The organism is Flavobacterium sp. Root901 (assembly GCF_001429765.1).
GTDB lineage: Bacteria > Bacteroidota > Bacteroidia > Flavobacteriales > Flavobacteriaceae > Flavobacterium.
The window spans coordinates 580,116-597,843 of the sequence record NZ_LMJB01000005.1 but is presented as its reverse complement, the minus strand read 5'-3'; the positions used below and the strand labels follow the sequence as shown (position 1 = coordinate 597,843).

Sequence of the window (17,728 nt, the reverse complement as noted above, 5' to 3'; positions counted from 1 at the left end):
TGAAACCTGAAACTTGAAACAAAATAAACAATAAAAATGATAGACATTTCTCAAAAAGAAGTTTGGTTTGTAGTAGGAAGCCAGGAATTATACGGTGAAGAAACACTTAGAAAAGTAGCAGAACATTCGCATATAATCGCAAAAGGATTAGATGCTTCATCTTCAATTCCGGTAAAAGTGGTTTATAAAGATGTGGTAAAATCGCCTTCGCAGATTTTAGACGTTTGCTTAGCGGCAAACTCGGCTAAAAATTGTATCGGAATTATTGCCTGGATGCATACTTTTTCGCCTGCAAAAATGTGGATTGGCGGTTTAAGTATTTTGAAAAAACCATTATGTCATTTACATACACAATACAATGCCGAAATTCCGTGGGGAAGCATCGATATGGATTTCATGAACCTGAACCAATCGGCCCACGGAGATCGTGAATTCGGTTTCATCATGTCCAGAATGCGTAAAAAACGTAAAGTTGTAGTGGGACACTGGGAAGACGAGAGAGTTCAGAAAAAATTAGGAATCTGGACAAGAGTAGCATTAGGCTGGGATGAACTTCAAAACCTAAAAGTAGCCCGTATTGGAGACAATATGCGTGAAGTTGCCGTTACAGAAGGAGATAAAGTGGAAGCTCAGATTCGTTTTGGAGTTTCGGTAAACGGATATGATTCTTCAGATGTTACTAAATATATTGAAAAAGTAACAGACGCAGCATTAAATGATTTATTAGCCGTTTATGAGCAATCCTACAACTTAACCGATGCTTTAAAAGAAGGCGGCGCGCAAAGAAGTTCATTAGCAGAAGCGGCAAAAATCGAATTAGGTTTAAGAGCTTTCCTTGAAGAAGGAGGATTCGGTGCTTTTACAGATACATTTGAAAATCTTGGCGTTTGGAAACAATTACCGGGAATCGCAACACAAAGATTAATGGCCGACGGTTACGGTTTTGGCGGTGAAGGAGACTGGAAAACTGCTGCAATGGTACGAGTTTTAAAAGTAATGAATATTGGCCTTGAAGGAGGAACGTCTTTTATGGAGGATTACACATATCACTTTACACCGCAAAAATCTTATGTTTTAGGTTCTCACATGTTAGAAATCTGCCCATCAATTGCAGACGGAAAACCTTCTTGCGAAGTACATCCGTTAGGAATTGGCGGAAAAGAAGATCCTGCTCGTTTGGTATTCAACTCTCCGGCTGGAGATGCGATCAATGTTTCTTTGGTAGATATGGGAACTCGTTTCCGTTTGATTGTAAACGAAGTTACAGCAGTTAAACCAATGGCTGAATTGCCAAAACTTCCTGTAGCTCGTGTACTTTGGGATTGTAAACCAAATTTGGATATCGCAGCAACTGCCTGGATTTTAGCCGGCGGAGCGCATCACACGGTTTACAGCCAGTCAGTTACAACTGAATATATGGAAGATTTTGCAGATATTGCCGGAATCGAATTATTGGTTATTGATGAAAAAACTACGGTAAGAGACTTTAAAGATAAAATCAATGCCAATGAAGCTTATTTCCATTTGTTTCAGCATGGATTGTAATCTTAGATACTAAGAATTCTAAGTTGCTAAGGTTCTAAGTTTTTTTGTTACTTTTAGACTTTAACATCTAACATTTACTTTTACAAACCAAAAAAGATCATTTATGAATGTAATAAAACGTTGTGTTTTTGGCTTAAGCCTTTTAGGTCTGGCAGCAACTTCAGTTCAATGCAAAAACGATAAAAAAATGGATGAGACCACAGTTTCTTCAGATAAAAAAGCAGCAGTTACAATCGAGAAATCAGATTATGGAACTACTGCCAAAGGCGAAAAAGTTGAAAGCTATAAATTGAAAAACCAAAATGGGATGGAAGTTGATATCATCACTTTTGGCGGAAGGATTACAGATCTAAAAGTACCTAATAAAGAAGGAGTTTCAGAAAATGTTGTAATTGGATTTAATTCTTTGGCTCAATACGAAAAAGAAAATCCGTTTTTTGGAGCTTTAATCGGAAGATATGGAAACCGAATTGCTAAAGGTAAATTTTCGCTTGACGGAAAAGAATATCAGTTAGCAATCAACAATGCACCAAATGCATTGCACGGAGGACCACAAGGGTATTTTAATGTAGTCTGGAAAGCAGATGAGGTTAAATCCGGCGATACGGCTAGTTTAAAATTATCTTATTTGAGTAAAGATATGGAAGAAGGTTATCCTGGAAACCTGAAAGTTTTTGTGACTTATACTTTAACAAATGATAATCAGTTAGAAGTTTTGTATGAAGCAACAACAGACAAGAAAACGGTTGTGAATTTAACACAGCATTCTTATTTCAATTTATCTGGAGATTTCACCAAAACAATTTTAGATCACGAATTGACTTTAAATGCAGATAAATTAGTTCCGGTGGATGCGACTTTGATTCCGACAGGAAAATTAGAAGATGTTGCCAATACGCCTTTCGATTTCAGAAAACCAAAATTAATTGGAAAAGACATCGCAGTTAAAAACGAGCAATTAGAAAGAGGAAAAGGATACGATCACTGCTGGGTTTTAAACAATTCTGAAAAAGGAAAAACAATTATTGCAAAAGTATATCACGCATCAAGCGGAAGAGTTATGGAAATGACAACAGATGAACCTGGAATTCAGTTCTATTCCGGAAATTTCCTTGACGGAACGTTGCCAATGCCAAACGGCGGTACTTTTGCACACAGAACCGGACTTTGTTTAGAAACTGAACATTATCCGGATTCTCCAAACCAGAAAAATTTCCCAACAACGGTTTTAAACCCGGGAGAAAAATACAAAACTAAAACTACCTTTAAATTCTCAGTAAAGAAATAGTTTTAGAATTTGTTTATTAGTTTAGTTCTCTAGAAAACCTCGAAAGTAATCCTTTCGAGGTTTTTTTATTTAGAGTTTAAGAAGGAAATTGCAGCTTATAAAAATCTTAACTTAGCAAAATGAAACATTTATTTAAAGCACAGTTAAACTGGACTTCAAACCAAAATTCAGGTGAATCAAAGAAATTCTACAACAAAACCCATAAAATCCAAATAGAAGGAAAATCAGTTTTAGATGTTTCGGCTGCAAAAGCTTTCAAAGGCGATCCGGAATTGTATAATCCGGAAGATTTATTGTTGGGCAGTTTAGTTTCCTGTCACATGATGTCCTATCTATATGTCTGCTCACAAAACGGAATTGAAGTTTTAGAATATTCAGACAACGCCGAAGCAACACTCGAAGTTAATCCGGACGGAAGCGGAAGATTTGTTGAGGTTCGTTTATATCCAAAAGTTACAATTGCAAACTCAGATAAAGTGAATCTGGCTTTAGAATTGCATTTTAAAGCTAATCAATTGTGTTTTATTGCTAATTCATGCAATTTTCCGGTTTTGCATCATGCAAGTTGTGAAGTCAGATAATAATTGAGATTTCGTGTAAACTTAGGTATACTCTAAACAAATCACAGCCTTCTTTAATTCAAAATTATGAAACAAATAAATCTGGTCTGCAGCATCTTGCTGAAAGTCGTATCCTTCCATGCACGCAATATAATCGAAAAGGTTTCCATTTTTGTCTAAAGGCTTATCAATAAGATTTTCTCCGGAAAAACTGCATTCATCTAATGGTAAATTATCTATATTAATTTCTAACAGTACACCATTGATTTTCTTTTTCTGATGCTCTTTTACATACTCAGAATCTTTATCATTATAAAGATCCTCAGGAGTTAGTTTTAGTAATCTTTCTAATTTTCTGATTCCGTTTACAGTTAATCCGGGCCTGTAAAAATCTTTATCATATAATTTTCCAAATTTTTTATAATAAGATTTTTTTAGTTCATACATAGCCTGATTAAAATTAAACTGAATCTCTTCATCAGTGTATTCAATATCTAAGTTTCCTGGTAAAATTTCTCTAGAAACAGTAAAATAATCCCATTCCGAATCAAATTTATATTTGCCATCAAGAATGTCAAATCCAAACATGTCATATTTTGTAAATTCGGAATGAAATGAAGTAGTGGTTTGTCCAACACTTCCGTTATAGATTTCTTTTACAGAAATAAAATGCAGCCAGTAATTTTTATCTTTTGAAATAAAACCCAAATTAATGGAGCATAAGGGAAGAAAGTACTTTTTGTGATTATCAAGATCGTCATAAAAGACATCCTGATATTCAGGAAAAATCTTTATATACGCTTCAGGTATTTTCATGGTATGCCAATTTAAAAAGCAAAGATATTATTTTAGGTAAAATCTTACTTTTAAAAAAAGTGTTTTTTAGGAAATTTTTTGATTAGAAAAATAAAAAGAGGATAAAACTAAAAAAACCTCTTTCGTTAAGAAGAGGTTTTTTGTACCCGGAGCCGGAGTCGAACCGGCACGGTTTCCCACAGGTGTTTGAGACCAGCGCGTCTACCAATTCCGCCATCCGGGCTTAGCAGACGAAAAAATAAAGGATAAATCAATTATTTTAACGCAATAGAATGAGTCATTTCTGTGCCCATTCCTTTAACACGGTGCAAATGTAAAAAATTAAATTAAATGTTCTACTAAAAATACTTAAATATTTCCTTTCAGTGTCCAATAAATTTTATAAATTTGCACCTCGTTAAAACGAAGCACACACAACTAACTACACCCGAGGCATTTATACTTTCCTTTGCTTTATCTAACTAATAAAGGCAAATTGTATGAAGCGCATCGGAGTAAAAACAACAAATTATAATGTCGCACCTAGAACCAGAAGCTAAAATTTTTGCTTGTTCACAAAGTGTTTATCTTGCAGAAAAAATTGCAGAACAGTACGGAATTCCGTTAGGAAAAGTAACGATGTCAACGTATAGCGATGGAGAATTTCAGCCGTCTTACGAAGAATCAATAAGAGGATTACGTGTTTTTATCGTTTGTTCTACTTTCCCGTCGGCAGATAATTTGATGGAATTGTTATTAATGATTGATGCGGCAAAACGCGCATCAGCAAGACATATTACAGCTGTTATGCCTTATTTTGGCTGGGCAAGACAGGATAGAAAAGACAAGCCAAGAGTTCCAATTGGAGCTAAGTTAGTAGCAAACCTGCTGACAGCTGCAGGAGCAACGAGAATCATGACAATGGATCTGCATGCAGATCAAATTCAGGGATTTTTTGAAAAACCAGTAGATCATTTATTTGCATCTACAATCTTTTTGCCTTATGTGCAGAGTTTAAATTTAGAAAATTTAACTATTGCATCTCCAGATATGGGAGGATCAAAGAGAGCTTATGCTTACTCTAAGTTTTTAGAATCAGATGTAGTAATCTGTTACAAACAAAGAAAAGCAGCCAACGTTATTGACACTATGGAGCTGATTGGTGAAGTAAAAGGACGTAACGTAATCTTAGTAGACGACATGATCGATACAGGAGGAACTTTAGCAAAAGCAGCCGACTTAATGATCGAAAAAGGAGCGCTGAGTGTAAGAGCAATTTGTACACACGCTATATTATCTGGCGGTGCATATGAGAAAATTGAAAATTCTAAATTAACAGAATTGATCGTAACCGATTCAATTCCGTTAAAGAAAGAATCAAACAAAATAAGAGTAGTGAGTTGTGCACCTCTTTTTGCGGAAGTTATGCACATGGTGCACCACAACAATTCCATTAGTGGAAAATTTATAATGTAAGACACAAGGCTTACATCAAATAAGAATATTTATTTAATAACTATATTTTTTTACAATGAAATCGATTACAATTAAAGGATCAGAAAGAGAAAGCGTGGGCAAAGTGTCAACTAAAGCCTTACGTAATGCTGGACAGGTACCTTGCGTTTTATACGGAGGAAACCAGGCAGTACATTTCTCAGCAGACGTTGCTGCATTCAAAAACTTGGTTTACACTCCAAACGCTCACACAGTTGTGATCGAACTTGGAAAAGGAAAATCATTCAATGCAATTTTACAAGACATTCAGGTTCACCCGGTATCTGACAAAATTTTACACATTGACTTCTTCCAATTATTTGATGATAAAGAAATCACAATGGAAGTTCCTGTAAAAATCGTTGGTACATCTAAAGGTGTTCTTGCGGGAGGGGTTTTACGTTTAAACCAACGTAAATTAAAAGTTAAAGCTTTACCATCAAATCTTCCTGATTTTGTTGAGGCTGACATCACTCCACTTGAAATGGGTAACAAATTATATGTTACTAAAGTTGGAAAACCAGAATACAAAATTATGCACCCGGACAATACAGTTGTTGCTCAGGTAAGAATTTCTCGTGCTGCTATGAAAGCTGCTCAAGAAGCTGCAAAAGCTGCAAAAGCTCCTGCAAAAGGAAAGAAAAAATAATTTTTTTCAAATTCAATACAAAAAGCATCAATCGAAAGATTGGTGCTTTTTTTTTGAGGTTTAAAGAGACAAAAGGTTTTGTTTGTTTGCGATTCTTTTATAGATGTCTCCTTCTGTAACATGACAGAAAATGAAATCTGCCCAATCTCCAAAATTTGCGAGAGGTTTCTTTGCGTCCTCTGAGGTTAAGCCATGTCTAATTGACTAGTTATCTAATTGACACATTTTCTAATTATCTAAGATCAACATTGTCCAATTCTCTAATTAACCTTACTTTTGCAAACATGATAAAATGGATAACAAAACTGTTTTCATCAACATCAAAAGAAGAGAACACAGAAGACAATATGAAAAAATATTTAATAGTCGGTTTAGGAAATATTGGCGCCGAATACGTAAATACAAGGCACAATATCGGATTTAAAGTATTAGACTTTTTAGCCAGAAAAGAAAGCCTTTCATTCGAAACCGTAAAATTAGGATCTTTAGCAGAATATAAGTTTAAGGGAAGGACTTTCCTTTTGCTTAAACCAAACACTTATATGAACCTTAGCGGAAAAGCGGTAAAATACTGGATGGACAAAGAAAATATTCCGCTGGAAAATATTCTTGTAATAACAGACGATTTAAACTTGTCTTTCGGAACCATCCGAATTAAGCCTAAAGGCAGCGATGGCGGTCATAATGGACTTAAAAACATTAATCTTGTGCTGAATACACAAAATTATACCCGTTTTAGATTTGGAATCAGCGATCAGTTTAAAAAAGGACAGCAGGTCGATTATGTTTTAGGCGAATGGAACGATGAAGAAAATTCAAAATTGCCGGAACGCTTAGAAACTTCAGCAGAAATTATAAGATCTTTTGGAACTGCAGGATTAGAAAATACAATGACCACTTTTAACGGAAAATAAAGATTTACAGGTGTTTAATCTTGAAAAAGCTGTTTTATAAAGTATTTAAATCGAATTATAACGAAATAGTATTTTCAATTCCAAAGTTAAATGTCTAAATTTGGGATAAATTATTATAAACCATAAAAAATCATAATATCATGGCTTTTGAATTACCACAATTACCTTATGCATATGATGCATTAGAACCACATATTGATGCACGTACAATGGAAATTCACCATTCAAAACATCATAATGCTTATACTACAAATCTTAATGCAGCTATCGCTGGAACAGATTTAGAAGGCAAAACAATCGAAAACATCTTAATTAATTTAGATAAATCTAACACTGCAGTTCGTAATAATGGTGGAGGTTTTTACAACCACAATTTATTCTGGACTGTTATGTCTCCAAATGGAGGTGGATTACCAACAGGAGATTTATTAGCTGCTATCGAATCTTCTTTTGGAACTTTCGAAGAATTTAAAGCAAAATTTGCTAAAGCAGGTGCGACACAATTTGGTTCAGGATGGGCTTGGTTAGTTGTTCAAAAAGGTGGAAAATTAGAAGTAGTAGGAACTCCAAATCAGGACAATCCATTAATGCCAGAAGTTGCTGGTAACGGCGGAACTCCAATTTTAGGAATGGATGTTTGGGAGCATGCTTACTATTTAAACTACCAAAACAGAAGACCAGATTATATTGAGGCTTTCTTCAATGTAATTAACTGGACAGAAGTTGCAAGAAGATTTGCTTTAGACAAATAAGAAATAGAATAAAAAAATAGAGAATAGACGGATGGCCAAAAGGGTTGTTCGTCTATTTTTTTGTTTTTTATTTAAAATCTATATCCTGTTATTTTAATAAAATAAAAAAGGCGGAATTTCTTCCACCTTTTTTGCCCCAAATCTACCATAAACTTAACCTACTAATGTTATGGTTTTATAAATGTATGGAATGAATTTTTATTAAGAAAATTTTTCGGATGAAAGGTAAAAATATCCGATGAAATGTAAGTGTAATCTCTTAAAATCGAAATACTTGAGTTTATTCCAATAAAAAAGGTGGAATTTCTTCCACCCTTTTTGCCCCAAATCTACCATAAACTTAACCTACTAATGTTATGGTATTTCAAAAGTATTGTAGCTTTTCATTTTTACCAAAGAAACAGGATGAACGGCAAAAAAAACCGATGAAATGCACAAATTAACCTTTTGTTAATACTTTTTTAATAAGCTCTCGCATCTTTACCTTCGTAAAAATTCATAAACGCACGATTTACAACACGGTTTCCTCCTGGGGTAGGATAATCGCCTGTAAAATACCAGTCGCCAAGATTTTTAGGACAGGCAATATGTAAATCTTCTACTTTTTGAAAAATTATTTTTACTTCGGCATTGATTTCAGGAGAACTTAACATCTCAGCAATTTTATCTGAAATCTCTTCTGGTGTAAATTGATCGTAAATTGCAGTTACATAATTTACAACATCTTTATCTGCAAAATTTTCCTGTGCTTTACATTTAGCATAAACTTCATCAACAATATGATATAAGTTTCTTTCTTTTAATAATGTTAAGGCAGCTCTAAAGGCAACAAGTCCCTCAAGTTTTGCCATATCAATTCCGTAACAATCAGGATAACGTATTTGTGGTGCCGATGAAACGATTACAATACGTTTTGGTTTTAAGCGGTCCATCATTTTAATAATACTCATTTTCAATGTAGTACCACGAACAATACTATCGTCGATGATAACCAGGTTGTCTTCTGGTTTGATTACACCATACGTAACATCGTAAACGTGAGCAACCAAATCGTCACGGCTGCTGTCTTCTGTAATAAAAGTTCTTAGTTTAGCATCTTTTATGGCTACTTTCTCTGTACGTATTTTTACAGCTAAAAGTTCCTGAAGTGTTTCTGTTGTTAGTGTATTTCTGTTTTCCAGAATATAATTGTTTTTTCTCTGATTTAAGAAATCCTGGGCAGCTTCGACTAAACCATAAAAAGAAGTTTCGGCTGTATTTGGAATATAAGAGAAAACAGTATTATCAGTATCGCTGTCAATTGCCTTAAGAACAGCAGGTAATATTAATTTTCCTAAATTTTTACGTTCCTGATAAATTTCAGCATCACTTCCTCTTGAAAAATAAATCCTTTCAAAAGAGCAGGCTTTTTTAACGGTTGGTTCTAAGATTTGTTTCATCGAAACGTTTCCGTTTTTCTTGATAATCAGGGCATTTCCCGGATCGATTTCCTGAACGCTTTCAAAAGGAACATTAAATACAGTTTGAATAACTGGTCTTTCTGAAGCGACAACAACTATTTCATCATCCTGATAAAAATATGCCGGACGAATTCCTGCCGGATCCCTAAATACAAAAGCATCTCCATGACCTAATAAGCCGGCCATTGCGTAACCTCCGTCTAAATTTTTTGCCGAGCGTGCCAGTATTTTTGCAATATCCAGACGTTCTGCAATTACAGGCGAAGCATCTCTTTTAGAATATCCTTCGGCTTTACAGTCCTGGTACAGCTGCATTACTTCTTTATCTAAGAAATGACCAATTTTTTCCATTACTGTAACCGTATCGGCCATTTCTTTTGGATGCTGTCCCAGTTCAACCAGATTTTCAAAAAGCTCTTTAACATTAGTCATATTAAAGTTTCCGGCCAAAATTAAATTACGGTGCATCCAGTTGCTTTGACGTAAAAACGGGTGGACACTTTCAATACTGTTTTTCCCAAAAGTTCCATAACGAACGTGTCCTAAGAACAATTCGCCAACATATGGAATTTCAGATTTTATTCTGTTAATATCGTCACCAATTTCCGGATTAGCTTTTAATTCTTCGCTAATACGCTCATTAATTTGTTTAAAAACGTCCTGAATTGGCTGCGAATGATTCGAACGCACCCGGCTGATGTACCGCTGCCCCGGATCAACATCAAGTTTAATGCTTGCAAAACCGGCACCGTCTTGTCCGCGGTTATGCTGTTTTTCCATCATTAAATACATTTTCTGAATTCCGTAAAAAGCAGTTCCGTATTTTTCTTTATAATATTCAAGCGGTTTAAGAAGTCTGACTAAGGCTATACCACATTCGTGTTTTAAAGCGTCGCTCATTTTTTTTATTTTTTTTGTTGTGTGTTGTAAGTTGTGTGTATTAACGTAATAAAAAAGCCCCGTGTTATCGAGGCTCTTAGGCATTATATTTCTATGTCAAACTGAGTTAACGACTTAAATTGCTGTAATCGAATCGCTACTTCAGCCTTAGTTAATGTTTCCATCCTTTCGGTTCCAAATTTCTCTACACAGAACGAAGCTAAATTTGAACCATAAATTATTGCATTTTTCATATTGCCAAATGAAATGTTTTCACTTTGTGCAATAAATCCGGAAAATCCTCCTGCAAAAGTGTCTCCGGCTCCAGTTGGGTCAAAAACATCTTCAAGTGGTAACGCCGGTGCAAAGAATACTTCTCTATTGTGGAATAAAAGTGCGCCGTGTTCTCCTTTTTTGATCACCACATATTTTGGTCCCAATTCCTGGATTTTAGCAGCAGCTTTTACTAATGAATATTCACCGGAAAGCTGTCTTGCTTCTTCATCATTGATTGTAATAACATCTACACGTTTAATAACGTCTAATAATTCCGGAAGAGCGCAATCCATCCAAAAGTTCATTGTATCTAAAACAACTAATTTTGGTTTTTTTTCCATTTGGTCTAAAACACTGCTTTGTACTAATGGGTGTAAGTTTCCTAACATTACCACATCAGCATCTTTATAGTTTTGAGGAACTTTTGGCTGAAAATCAGCTAAAACATTCAATTCAGTAACCAGAGTGTCTCTTGAATTTAAATCGTTGTGATATAAACCGCTCCAGAAAAAGGTTTTTCCTCCTTTTACAATTTCGATACCAGAGATATCAATATTTCTTGAAGTTAAAAGATCTAAATGTTCTTGAGGAAAATCGTCGCCCACTACAGAAACTATGGCCGATTGCAATTTAAAAAATGATGCTGATAAACCAATATATGTTGCAGCTCCACCTAATATTTTATCTGTTTTTCCGAAAGGAGTTTCAATCGCGTCGAAAGCAACTGTTCCAACAATCAATAATTTATTCATTTTATGAATTTCGAATTAGGGTGCAAAGATACTCTATAAGTTACAATCTTGCAACGGTTTAGGTTCTCAAAATTTTCTTAAAAAAATGACAACGATTTCGAAGTAAAACTATTGTAAATGAATTGATTGAAATTGATTTTCAGAAGCGTTTAAAATATGTTTTCTAGATTTAAAATGCAACTTATATCCTGAAAAAGTACTTTAGGGTTTTATGAGTTTTTTTAAAAGAAGAAACTTTGCTTTTTATGTTTAAAATACATAATGAATTTTCTTATAAATTATATTTTTTATCAAAATAATTCTTCAAGACCCCAATCTGAATCAACATCATAATCGGGACAATTAAAAGTGTATATAATAAAGTTTTTGAAATGTGAATTCCTGAAAACAATCCTGAAATTTTATCTACATACGGAGTTTTTACATCTAAAACAGTATCTGTTCCTGTAAAGAAAGAAACGTAGATAATCAATAATGCCAAAGCGATTCCAATAGAAATCCATACTGATTTAGAAATCAACGGTTTGTATGTTTTGAGTTTTTTCTCTTCCAAAACCAAAACTTCAGACATTATTTTTGAGGTAAAGTCAAAAGACGGCGTTTGCAGTTTGTCTTCGCTCATCATTTTCTCTATAAGTTTTTCTAAGTTTTTATCGCTCTCTTTCATAACATTCTATTATTTCTGGTTCTAACTGCTGTCTCAAAATTACGGCTAATTTCTGCCGGCTCCTAAATAATTTTACTTTTACATTATTGGCTGATATATTCATTGCTTTTCCAATTTCTTCCAGATTCTGATCTTCAAAATAAAATAAAGTCAACAGGAAGTTTTCGTCTCCGGGCAATAAATTTAAACACTTTTGAATGGTTTGCTTTCGTTCTTTTTCTTCTAAAGCACTCAAAGCATTGTCCATTGTTTTAATTAAGTGTGAAGAAAATTCATCAATGGAAATATTTAAATCCTCTTTTTTATTTTTCTTTAATCTGTCCAGACAAGTATTATAAGCAATTTTATAAATCCATGTCGAAAATTTAGAATCACCTTTAAATTTATTCAAAGAACTGTAAATTTTTATAAAAGTGTCCTGTGCAATTTCTTCTGCTTCCTCCCGGTTCTTAACCATTTTAAGTGCCAAAGTAAAAATCATATCTTTATAACGATCAACCAGCACGGCAAACGCATTAGTCTCGCCCTGCCGTATTTTGTCAATATAATGTTGATCATTTAAAGTACTCATATTATATAGGACGACAGTTTGCTTATTTAGGTTACAGGATTTGGTGAAAAAAATTAGATAATTAGAAAATTTGGCAATTCCAAAATTGATAAAGAATTAAAATTGTGCAACTTGTCAAAAGTTTTTAAACTTTGACAATTTGTAATGTCTAATCAAGTGCTAAGTTAATTGATTGTCAGAAGTTTATTAATTATCTAATGGTCAAATTTTCTAATTATCTAATTTTTTTCACCAAATCCTGTAACCTCATTTCAAAACCTGTCGTCCTATGGGTATATCAATCAATTAAAAACATAAAAAATCATGGATGACAAAATCTTAATCCCAATTAGTTTCTTTTTAATGATCTTCGGAATCGTTTATTTAATTTATTCAACAAGAAACAGAGAGCGTCTGGCACTTATAGAAAAAGGTGTCGATGCAAGTATCTTTTTTAATACCAACCAAAAAAATGTTCCCGCCTGGAAAGTTTTCGTTATAAATACAGCTTTTCTTCTTATCGGAATTGGTGTAGGACTTTTTATTGCTTTATTTTTAACAACCTATACAAAAATGAATCCTGATGTAGTGTATCCGGCTACTATCATTACGATGTCTGGAATTGGATTGCTGGTAGGATTTAATAAGGCAAAAGATTTAGACAAATAAAAATCAGTAAGAAGATTTAAGTTAGTACAAAAAAACGCATCATATATATGATGCGTTTTTTTATTCTTTAGAACCAATGGTTTCATAGTAAACATCGACCGAAAGTTTAGGCTGCATCGATGCCATAACGGCAAGTTGATCGCAGCGTTCGTTTTGAGGATGGTTGTTATGTCCTTTTATCCATTTAAAATCTACCTGGTGTCTGCGGTATACAATTAAAAAACGTTTCCATAAATCGGGATTTTTTTTTCCTGTGAAACCTTTTTTTTCCCAGCCAAAAACCCATTTTTTTTCAACTGAATCAACGACATATTTAGAATCAGAAATTATAAGAACTTTCATGTTTGGCTTTTTTAGTTTTTCTAAACCAACAATTACCGCCAGAAGTTCCATTCTGTTATTGGTAGTAAGGCGAAAACCTTCGTAAAATTCTTTTTTATGCGGTGTTCCAACCAATTCCATAACCACACCGTAACCTCCGTTTCCGGGATTTCCTTTTGCAGCGCCGTCTGTATATATATGTACTTCGTGAGACATTTAATTATTTTTGATTTTAGACTTTAGATTGAATAAACGTTGTCTAAAATTATTTTCTGAATTAATTTTTAAATTGGAATTTGAAACTTGTTTTTTGTGATTTTACTGATCCAGTAATTTGTGAATAATCTCAGGAAAATGTTTTTGCTCTAATTCGTGAATCTTTTCGGCAACTGTTTCCGGAGTATCTTCGTCTGTCAAAAGAACATTTTGCTGAAATATGATTCCCCCTTCATCATAATTCTCGTTTACATAATGTATAGAGATTCCGGTTTCTTTTTCCTTATTGTTTACAATGGCTCTGTGAATGTGCATCCCGTACATTCCTTTACCTCCGTACTTTGGCAAAAGTGCAGGATGAATATTTATTATTTTATTTGGGTATTGTTCAATTATGTTTTCGGGAAATTTCAATAAAAAACCGGCGAGAATAATCAAATCCGGGTCGATTTTTTGTATTTTTTGTAATACATTTCGTTCTAAAAGTTCGTTTTTTGAGAAGATTTCGACAGGAATTTGATGATTTTTTGCTCTGTCAATAACTTTTGCGGAAGCATTATTTGTAAAAACCGAAACAACTTTTCCAATTTCACTGTTCGAAAAATACTTTATAATGTTCTCTGCGTTAGTTCCTGATCCTGAGGCAAAAACGATTATTTTTTTCATAATAGAATTTATTTTGAGACTGCAAAAAACGGAATAAAAATCGAAAATAAATAGGATTAAAAGACCTTTCTTGAAATTAATTTTATAAATTAGTGTCACATTTATAAACTAAATCATGGTTTTAAAATAAAGTTTTTTATTTTTGCCAACAAATTAAATTCTAAAATTAAAGATTATGTCAGACATTGCATCAAGAGTAAAAGCGATTATCGTAGACAAATTAGGTGTTGACGAAAACGAAGTTGTAACAGAAGCAAGCTTCACTAATGATTTAGGAGCTGACTCATTAGACACTGTTGAGCTTATTATGGAATTCGAAAAAGAATTTGATATTCAAATTCCAGACGATCAAGCAGAAAACATTGCTACTGTAGGTCAAGCTATTTCTTATATCGAGGAAGCTAAAAAATAATAATACCACACCCGAATTTTAAAAATTGCAATTTTTGAAATTCCAAATTCCAATTCCGGAATTTGTTTTTTGAGATTGAGATTTGTTAAAAATCGGGTGTTATTATTTTTTTAAAATTTAAATTTCGATTGGTTTTCAATCAAAAAGATATATTTATATTGTAATACCCATGGCTCTTAAGTAGCAATACAGTTAAGAAAGCAATGGGTTTTATTTGTTTAAGACACAAAAAACATATTTATGGCATTAAGGCGAGTTGTTGTAACAGGATTAGGTGCACTTACTCCTATCGGGAATAATATCCAGGAGTATTGGGATGCACTTGTGAATGGGGTAAGCGGAGCCGCTCCTATCACATATTATGATACAGAGAAGCATAAAACGAAATTTGCCTGCGAAGTAAAAAACTTCAATATTGAAGATTACATGGACCGTAAGGAATCTCGCAGACTAGATAAATTTGCTCAATATGCAATTGCTGCCAGCGATGAAGCTATTAAAGATGCTGGACTTACTAATGATAATATCGATAAAACAAGAGTTGGTGTTATCTGGGGAGCAGGAATTGGAGGTTTAGAAACTTTCCAGGAAGAAGTAATTTATTATGCTAAAGGTGATGGAACTCCAAAGTTCAATCCGTTTTTTATTCCAAAAATGATTGCCGATATTGCTCCTGCGCACATTTCAATGCGTAATGGCTATATGGGTCCAAATTATACAACGGTTTCTGCATGTGCATCTTCTGCAAATGCATTAATTGATGCTTTCAACTACATTCGTTTAGGAATGTGTGATGTTATCGTATCGGGTGGTTCTGAAGCTGCAATTACTATTGCCGGAATGGGAGGTTTTAATTCTATGCACGCTTTGTCTACTAGAAATGAAAGCCCTGAAACAGCTTCAAGACCTTTTGATGGAACCAGAGATGGTTTCGTTTTAGGAGAAGGAGCAGGAGCTTTAGTTCTTGAAGATTACGAACACGCAAAAGCAAGAGGCGCAAAAATTTACTGTGAAATTGGCGGAGGCGGAATGTCATCTGATGCTTACCATTTAACAGCACCACATCCGGAAGGAATTGGAGTTATTGCGGTAATGAAAAATACTTTAAGAGATGCCGGAATGAACCCGGAAGATGTTGACCATATTAATACGCACGGAACTTCTACTCCATTAGGAGACGTGGCCGAGTTAAAAGCGATTAGTGCTGTTTTTGGAGATCATGCAAAAACAATCAACATCAATTCAACAAAATCAATGACAGGACACTTACTAGGAGCTGCCGGAGCTATTGAAGCAATTGCTTCTATCCTGGCAATGAAAAACGGTATTGTTCCTCCAACGATTAATCATACCGTTGTTGATGAAAATATCGATCCGTCATTAAACCTTACTTTAAACAAACCTCAAAAAAGAGAGGTAAATGTTGCTATGAGTAATACATTTGGTTTTGGTGGACACAATGCTTGTGTATTGTTTAAAAAAATCACTGAGTAATTTTCGCTTATGAATATTATCAAAAAAATATTTTCTAAATCCCGTTCTCTAGAAGACGGGATTTTTTTTGACACTATTCAGAAAATTCTTGGTTTTCCGCCTGTAAATATTGAATTTTACAGAAAAGCTTTTACTCACAGGTCGTCAAATAAATTAGATGAATCAGGGCATCCTATCAATTATGAACGTTTGGAATTTTTAGGAGATGCGATGTTAAGTGCCGTAATTGCTGCACATTTATTTAATAAGGCGCCAAATGGAGATGAAGGTTATTTAACCAAAATGCGTTCAAAAATTGTAAGCCGGGAACATTTAAACGAGCTTGGTAAGGACTTGAATTTAGTGCGTTTTGTAGAGAGTAAAGTACCGGTTCAGCATTTTGGAGAAAATATTCATGGTAATATTTTCGAATCGCTGATTGGTGCTATTTATCTCGATAAAGGGTATTCCTATTGTGAAAGATTTATTCAAAAAAGAGTAATTACGCCTTATGTCGATATTGCACGACTTGAAGGAAAAGTAATTAGTTATAAAAGTTTGGTTATCGAATGGTGTCAGAAAGAAAAGAGGATCTTTCATTACGACATTTTTGAAGATAACGGCATTGACGGACAGCGTTTGTTTGGTGTCAAATTAAGTATAGACGATAAAGTAGTAGCAAGAGCAAGGGCAACGTCAAAAAAGAAAGCAGAAGAAAAAGCATCGCAGAGAGCCTATTTTGCATTTCAGGAAAAAATTGACAAGAAATAATTACAAAAATGATGTAATTTTCTTAATGCTAAATCGTTTTCGTTTATAAATTAACAAAAACAAGCTGCACATAACTATTGATGCTTCGTTAGAAATAGTATATTTACAACTTGATTTTTCATGACATGGCTATTCATAGATTGGATTTAGACGAATTTGACGAAATTGATTATTATTTAATGGCAATCCATACTTCATTAGAAGATTATAGACTCGCCTATTTTATCAATAAGAACCTTCCGATTAACTTAAGTAAGAGCAAAAACGAGATCCATGCTCAGACTAAAGAAGGTGAGGCAAATTTTTCGAGATTTTATTATTATGATTCTGAGAAAGCTGTTTCATGGAATTTGATTCAGAATAAAAATGAAATCATTTCTGTGAGTACAAATGATTTCCAGAATTTGTTTTCTAATGAAACAAGTGAGGTTTCTACAACAATTCATTTACTTCCTGAATTCAAAAAGGTAGATTTTTTCCTGAAGATCGATAACAGCGAAGAGGCTGTTGATTTTTCAGAAATTCAGCAACAACTAAATTCAATAGAAAGTATTGCGGCAATTTATGCAGTTGATACCAATAAAATAAAATCAAAAAACAATCTAATTTTTTAAAAAAA

General features: G+C 33.8%; 19 protein-coding genes and 1 tRNA gene. 12 read left to right on the top strand and 8 right to left on the bottom strand.

What is annotated here, in order from left to right; translation table 11 throughout:
- The first annotated feature begins 36 nt into the window (after nucleotides 1-36).
- From araA to ASE21_RS06305, 3 genes are all read left to right on the top strand, one after another.
- Entirely contained in the window at nucleotides 37-1,545 is a 1,509-nt protein-coding gene (gene araA, locus ASE21_RS06315; protein ID WP_057121736.1) for an L-arabinose isomerase, read from the top strand.
- Between the two features lie 103 nt (nucleotides 1,546-1,648).
- The gene (locus tag ASE21_RS06310) at nucleotides 1,649-2,833 is read left to right on the top strand and encodes an aldose epimerase family protein (protein ID WP_057121735.1); all 1,185 of its coding nucleotides are present in this window, start codon (nucleotides 1,649-1,651) and stop codon (nucleotides 2,831-2,833) included.
- A gap of 119 nt (nucleotides 2,834-2,952) precedes the next feature.
- Nucleotides 2,953-3,414, top strand: a complete 462-nt coding sequence (locus ASE21_RS06305) for an OsmC family protein (protein WP_057121733.1) — start codon at nucleotides 2,953-2,955, stop codon at nucleotides 3,412-3,414.
- Between the two features lie 21 nt (nucleotides 3,415-3,435).
- Here the strand turns inward: ASE21_RS06305 and ASE21_RS06300 are convergent, their stop codons facing one another.
- Complete coding sequence (locus tag ASE21_RS06300) at nucleotides 3,436-4,209, bottom strand: hypothetical protein (protein WP_057121731.1); 774 nt, start codon at nucleotides 4,207-4,209, stop codon at nucleotides 3,436-3,438.
- Nucleotides 4,210-4,352: 143 nt separating this feature from the next.
- Nucleotides 4,353-4,432: transfer RNA gene (locus ASE21_RS06295), tRNA-Leu, on the bottom strand.
- Between the two features lie 290 nt (nucleotides 4,433-4,722).
- On the opposite strand from ASE21_RS06295, the gene ASE21_RS06290 reads away from it, so the two are divergent.
- The 4 genes from ASE21_RS06290 to ASE21_RS06275 all read left to right on the top strand — a co-directional run bounded on the left by ASE21_RS06290 (nucleotide 4,723) and on the right by ASE21_RS06275 (nucleotide 7,997).
- Nucleotides 4,723-5,664 carry a ribose-phosphate pyrophosphokinase gene (locus ASE21_RS06290; protein WP_053472911.1) on the top strand — a complete coding sequence of 314 codons (942 nt, stop codon included), beginning with the start codon at nucleotides 4,723-4,725 and terminating at the stop codon, nucleotides 5,662-5,664.
- Nucleotides 5,665-5,719: 55 nt separating this feature from the next.
- Nucleotides 5,720-6,331, top strand: a complete 612-nt coding sequence (locus ASE21_RS06285; RefSeq protein WP_057121729.1) for a 50S ribosomal protein L25/general stress protein Ctc — start codon at nucleotides 5,720-5,722, stop codon at nucleotides 6,329-6,331.
- Between the two features lie 284 nt (nucleotides 6,332-6,615).
- Nucleotides 6,616-7,245 (top strand): aminoacyl-tRNA hydrolase, encoded by a 630-nt coding sequence (pth, locus tag ASE21_RS06280; protein WP_057121727.1) that lies wholly within the window; start codon nucleotides 6,616-6,618, stop codon nucleotides 7,243-7,245.
- Between the two features lie 140 nt (nucleotides 7,246-7,385).
- Nucleotides 7,386-7,997 carry a superoxide dismutase gene (locus tag ASE21_RS06275; RefSeq protein WP_057121726.1) on the top strand — a complete coding sequence of 204 codons (612 nt, stop codon included), beginning with the start codon at nucleotides 7,386-7,388 and terminating at the stop codon, nucleotides 7,995-7,997.
- Nucleotides 7,998-8,458: 461 nt separating this feature from the next.
- On the opposite strand, the gene ASE21_RS06270 is transcribed toward ASE21_RS06275, so the two are convergent.
- From ASE21_RS06270 to ASE21_RS06255, 4 genes are all read right to left on the bottom strand, one after another.
- Nucleotides 8,459-10,357: an amidophosphoribosyltransferase gene (locus ASE21_RS06270; protein WP_057122352.1), complete on the bottom strand. Its 1,899-nt coding sequence runs from the start codon at nucleotides 10,355-10,357 to the stop codon at nucleotides 8,459-8,461.
- 83 nt (nucleotides 10,358-10,440) lie between these two features.
- Nucleotides 10,441-11,364, bottom strand: coding sequence for a PfkB family carbohydrate kinase (locus ASE21_RS06265; RefSeq protein WP_057121725.1), 924 nt, complete (start codon nucleotides 11,362-11,364; stop codon nucleotides 10,441-10,443).
- Between the two features lie 271 nt (nucleotides 11,365-11,635).
- On the bottom strand, nucleotides 11,636-12,031 hold the full coding sequence (locus tag ASE21_RS06260) for a hypothetical protein (RefSeq protein ID WP_057121724.1): 396 nt from the start codon (nucleotides 12,029-12,031) through the stop codon (nucleotides 11,636-11,638).
- Nucleotides 12,015-12,602, bottom strand: a complete 588-nt coding sequence (locus tag ASE21_RS06255) for an RNA polymerase sigma factor (protein WP_057121723.1) — start codon at nucleotides 12,600-12,602, stop codon at nucleotides 12,015-12,017. The genes ASE21_RS06260 and ASE21_RS06255 overlap by 17 nt, the downstream gene beginning before the upstream one ends.
- A 303-nt stretch (nucleotides 12,603-12,905) precedes the next feature.
- Between ASE21_RS06255 and ASE21_RS06250 the strand changes: the two genes are divergently transcribed.
- Nucleotides 12,906-13,250, top strand: coding sequence for a DUF6249 domain-containing protein (locus ASE21_RS06250; protein WP_057121722.1), 345 nt, complete (start codon nucleotides 12,906-12,908; stop codon nucleotides 13,248-13,250).
- Between the two features lie 60 nt (nucleotides 13,251-13,310).
- On the opposite strand, the gene rnhA is transcribed toward ASE21_RS06250, so the two are convergent.
- Together rnhA and purN are read right to left on the bottom strand one after the other, a co-directional pair.
- Nucleotides 13,311-13,787, bottom strand: a complete 477-nt coding sequence (rnhA, locus tag ASE21_RS06245) for a ribonuclease HI (RefSeq protein WP_057121721.1) — start codon at nucleotides 13,785-13,787, stop codon at nucleotides 13,311-13,313.
- 102 nt (nucleotides 13,788-13,889) lie between these two features.
- Nucleotides 13,890-14,453 (bottom strand): phosphoribosylglycinamide formyltransferase, encoded by a 564-nt coding sequence (gene purN, locus ASE21_RS06240; RefSeq protein ID WP_057121720.1) that lies wholly within the window; start codon nucleotides 14,451-14,453, stop codon nucleotides 13,890-13,892.
- 175 nt (nucleotides 14,454-14,628) lie between these two features.
- Here purN and ASE21_RS06235 point away from each other — a divergent pair, with 175 nt between their 5' ends.
- The 4 genes from ASE21_RS06235 (at nucleotide 14,629) to ASE21_RS06220 (ending at nucleotide 17,723) form a co-directional block, all read left to right on the top strand.
- Nucleotides 14,629-14,865 (top strand): acyl carrier protein, encoded by a 237-nt coding sequence (locus ASE21_RS06235; RefSeq protein ID WP_007137004.1) that lies wholly within the window; start codon nucleotides 14,629-14,631, stop codon nucleotides 14,863-14,865.
- A 240-nt stretch (nucleotides 14,866-15,105) separates the two neighbouring features.
- Nucleotides 15,106-16,359, top strand: coding sequence for a beta-ketoacyl-ACP synthase II (gene fabF / locus ASE21_RS06230; protein ID WP_057121719.1), 1,254 nt, complete (start codon nucleotides 15,106-15,108; stop codon nucleotides 16,357-16,359).
- Nucleotides 16,360-16,368: 9 nt separating this feature from the next.
- The gene (gene rnc / locus ASE21_RS06225) at nucleotides 16,369-17,109 is read left to right on the top strand and encodes a ribonuclease III (protein WP_057121718.1); all 741 of its coding nucleotides are present in this window, start codon (nucleotides 16,369-16,371) and stop codon (nucleotides 17,107-17,109) included.
- A gap of 125 nt (nucleotides 17,110-17,234) precedes the next feature.
- The gene (locus ASE21_RS06220; RefSeq protein ID WP_053472898.1) at nucleotides 17,235-17,723 is read left to right on the top strand and encodes an IPExxxVDY family protein; all 489 of its coding nucleotides are present in this window, start codon (nucleotides 17,235-17,237) and stop codon (nucleotides 17,721-17,723) included.
- The last annotated feature ends 5 nt before the right edge of the window (nucleotides 17,724-17,728 follow it).

Coding starts and splice junctions, on each gene's coding strand:
- purN (WP_057121720.1), bottom strand. CDS start 14,453: ATGAAAAAAATAATCGTTTTTGCCTCAGGATCAGGAACTAACGCAGAG.
- ASE21_RS06275 (WP_057121726.1), top strand. CDS start 7,386: ATGGCTTTTGAATTACCACAATTACCTTATGCATATGATGCATTAGAA.
- fabF (WP_057121719.1), top strand. CDS start 15,106: ATGGCATTAAGGCGAGTTGTTGTAACAGGATTAGGTGCACTTACTCCT.
- pth (WP_057121727.1), top strand. CDS start 6,616: ATGATAAAATGGATAACAAAACTGTTTTCATCAACATCAAAAGAAGAG.
- ASE21_RS06285 (WP_057121729.1), top strand. CDS start 5,720: ATGAAATCGATTACAATTAAAGGATCAGAAAGAGAAAGCGTGGGCAAA.
- rnhA (WP_057121721.1), bottom strand. CDS start 13,787: ATGTCTCACGAAGTACATATATATACAGACGGCGCTGCAAAAGGAAAT.
- ASE21_RS06265 (WP_057121725.1), bottom strand. CDS start 11,364: ATGAATAAATTATTGATTGTTGGAACAGTTGCTTTCGACGCGATTGAA.
- ASE21_RS06310 (WP_057121735.1), top strand. CDS start 1,649: ATGAATGTAATAAAACGTTGTGTTTTTGGCTTAAGCCTTTTAGGTCTG.
- ASE21_RS06255 (WP_057121723.1), bottom strand. CDS start 12,602: ATGAGTACTTTAAATGATCAACATTATATTGACAAAATACGGCAGGGC.
- ASE21_RS06300 (WP_057121731.1), bottom strand. CDS start 4,209: ATGAAAATACCTGAAGCGTATATAAAGATTTTTCCTGAATATCAGGAT.
- ASE21_RS06235 (WP_007137004.1), top strand. CDS start 14,629: ATGTCAGACATTGCATCAAGAGTAAAAGCGATTATCGTAGACAAATTA.
- ASE21_RS06250 (WP_057121722.1), top strand. CDS start 12,906: ATGGATGACAAAATCTTAATCCCAATTAGTTTCTTTTTAATGATCTTC.
- ASE21_RS06290 (WP_053472911.1), top strand. CDS start 4,723: ATGTCGCACCTAGAACCAGAAGCTAAAATTTTTGCTTGTTCACAAAGT.
- rnc (WP_057121718.1), top strand. CDS start 16,369: ATGAATATTATCAAAAAAATATTTTCTAAATCCCGTTCTCTAGAAGAC.
- ASE21_RS06220 (WP_053472898.1), top strand. CDS start 17,235: ATGGCTATTCATAGATTGGATTTAGACGAATTTGACGAAATTGATTAT.
- ASE21_RS06305 (WP_057121733.1), top strand. CDS start 2,953: ATGAAACATTTATTTAAAGCACAGTTAAACTGGACTTCAAACCAAAAT.
- ASE21_RS06270 (WP_057122352.1), bottom strand. CDS start 10,357: ATGAGCGACGCTTTAAAACACGAATGTGGTATAGCCTTAGTCAGACTT.
- ASE21_RS06260 (WP_057121724.1), bottom strand. CDS start 12,031: ATGAAAGAGAGCGATAAAAACTTAGAAAAACTTATAGAGAAAATGATG.
- araA (WP_057121736.1), top strand. CDS start 37: ATGATAGACATTTCTCAAAAAGAAGTTTGGTTTGTAGTAGGAAGCCAG.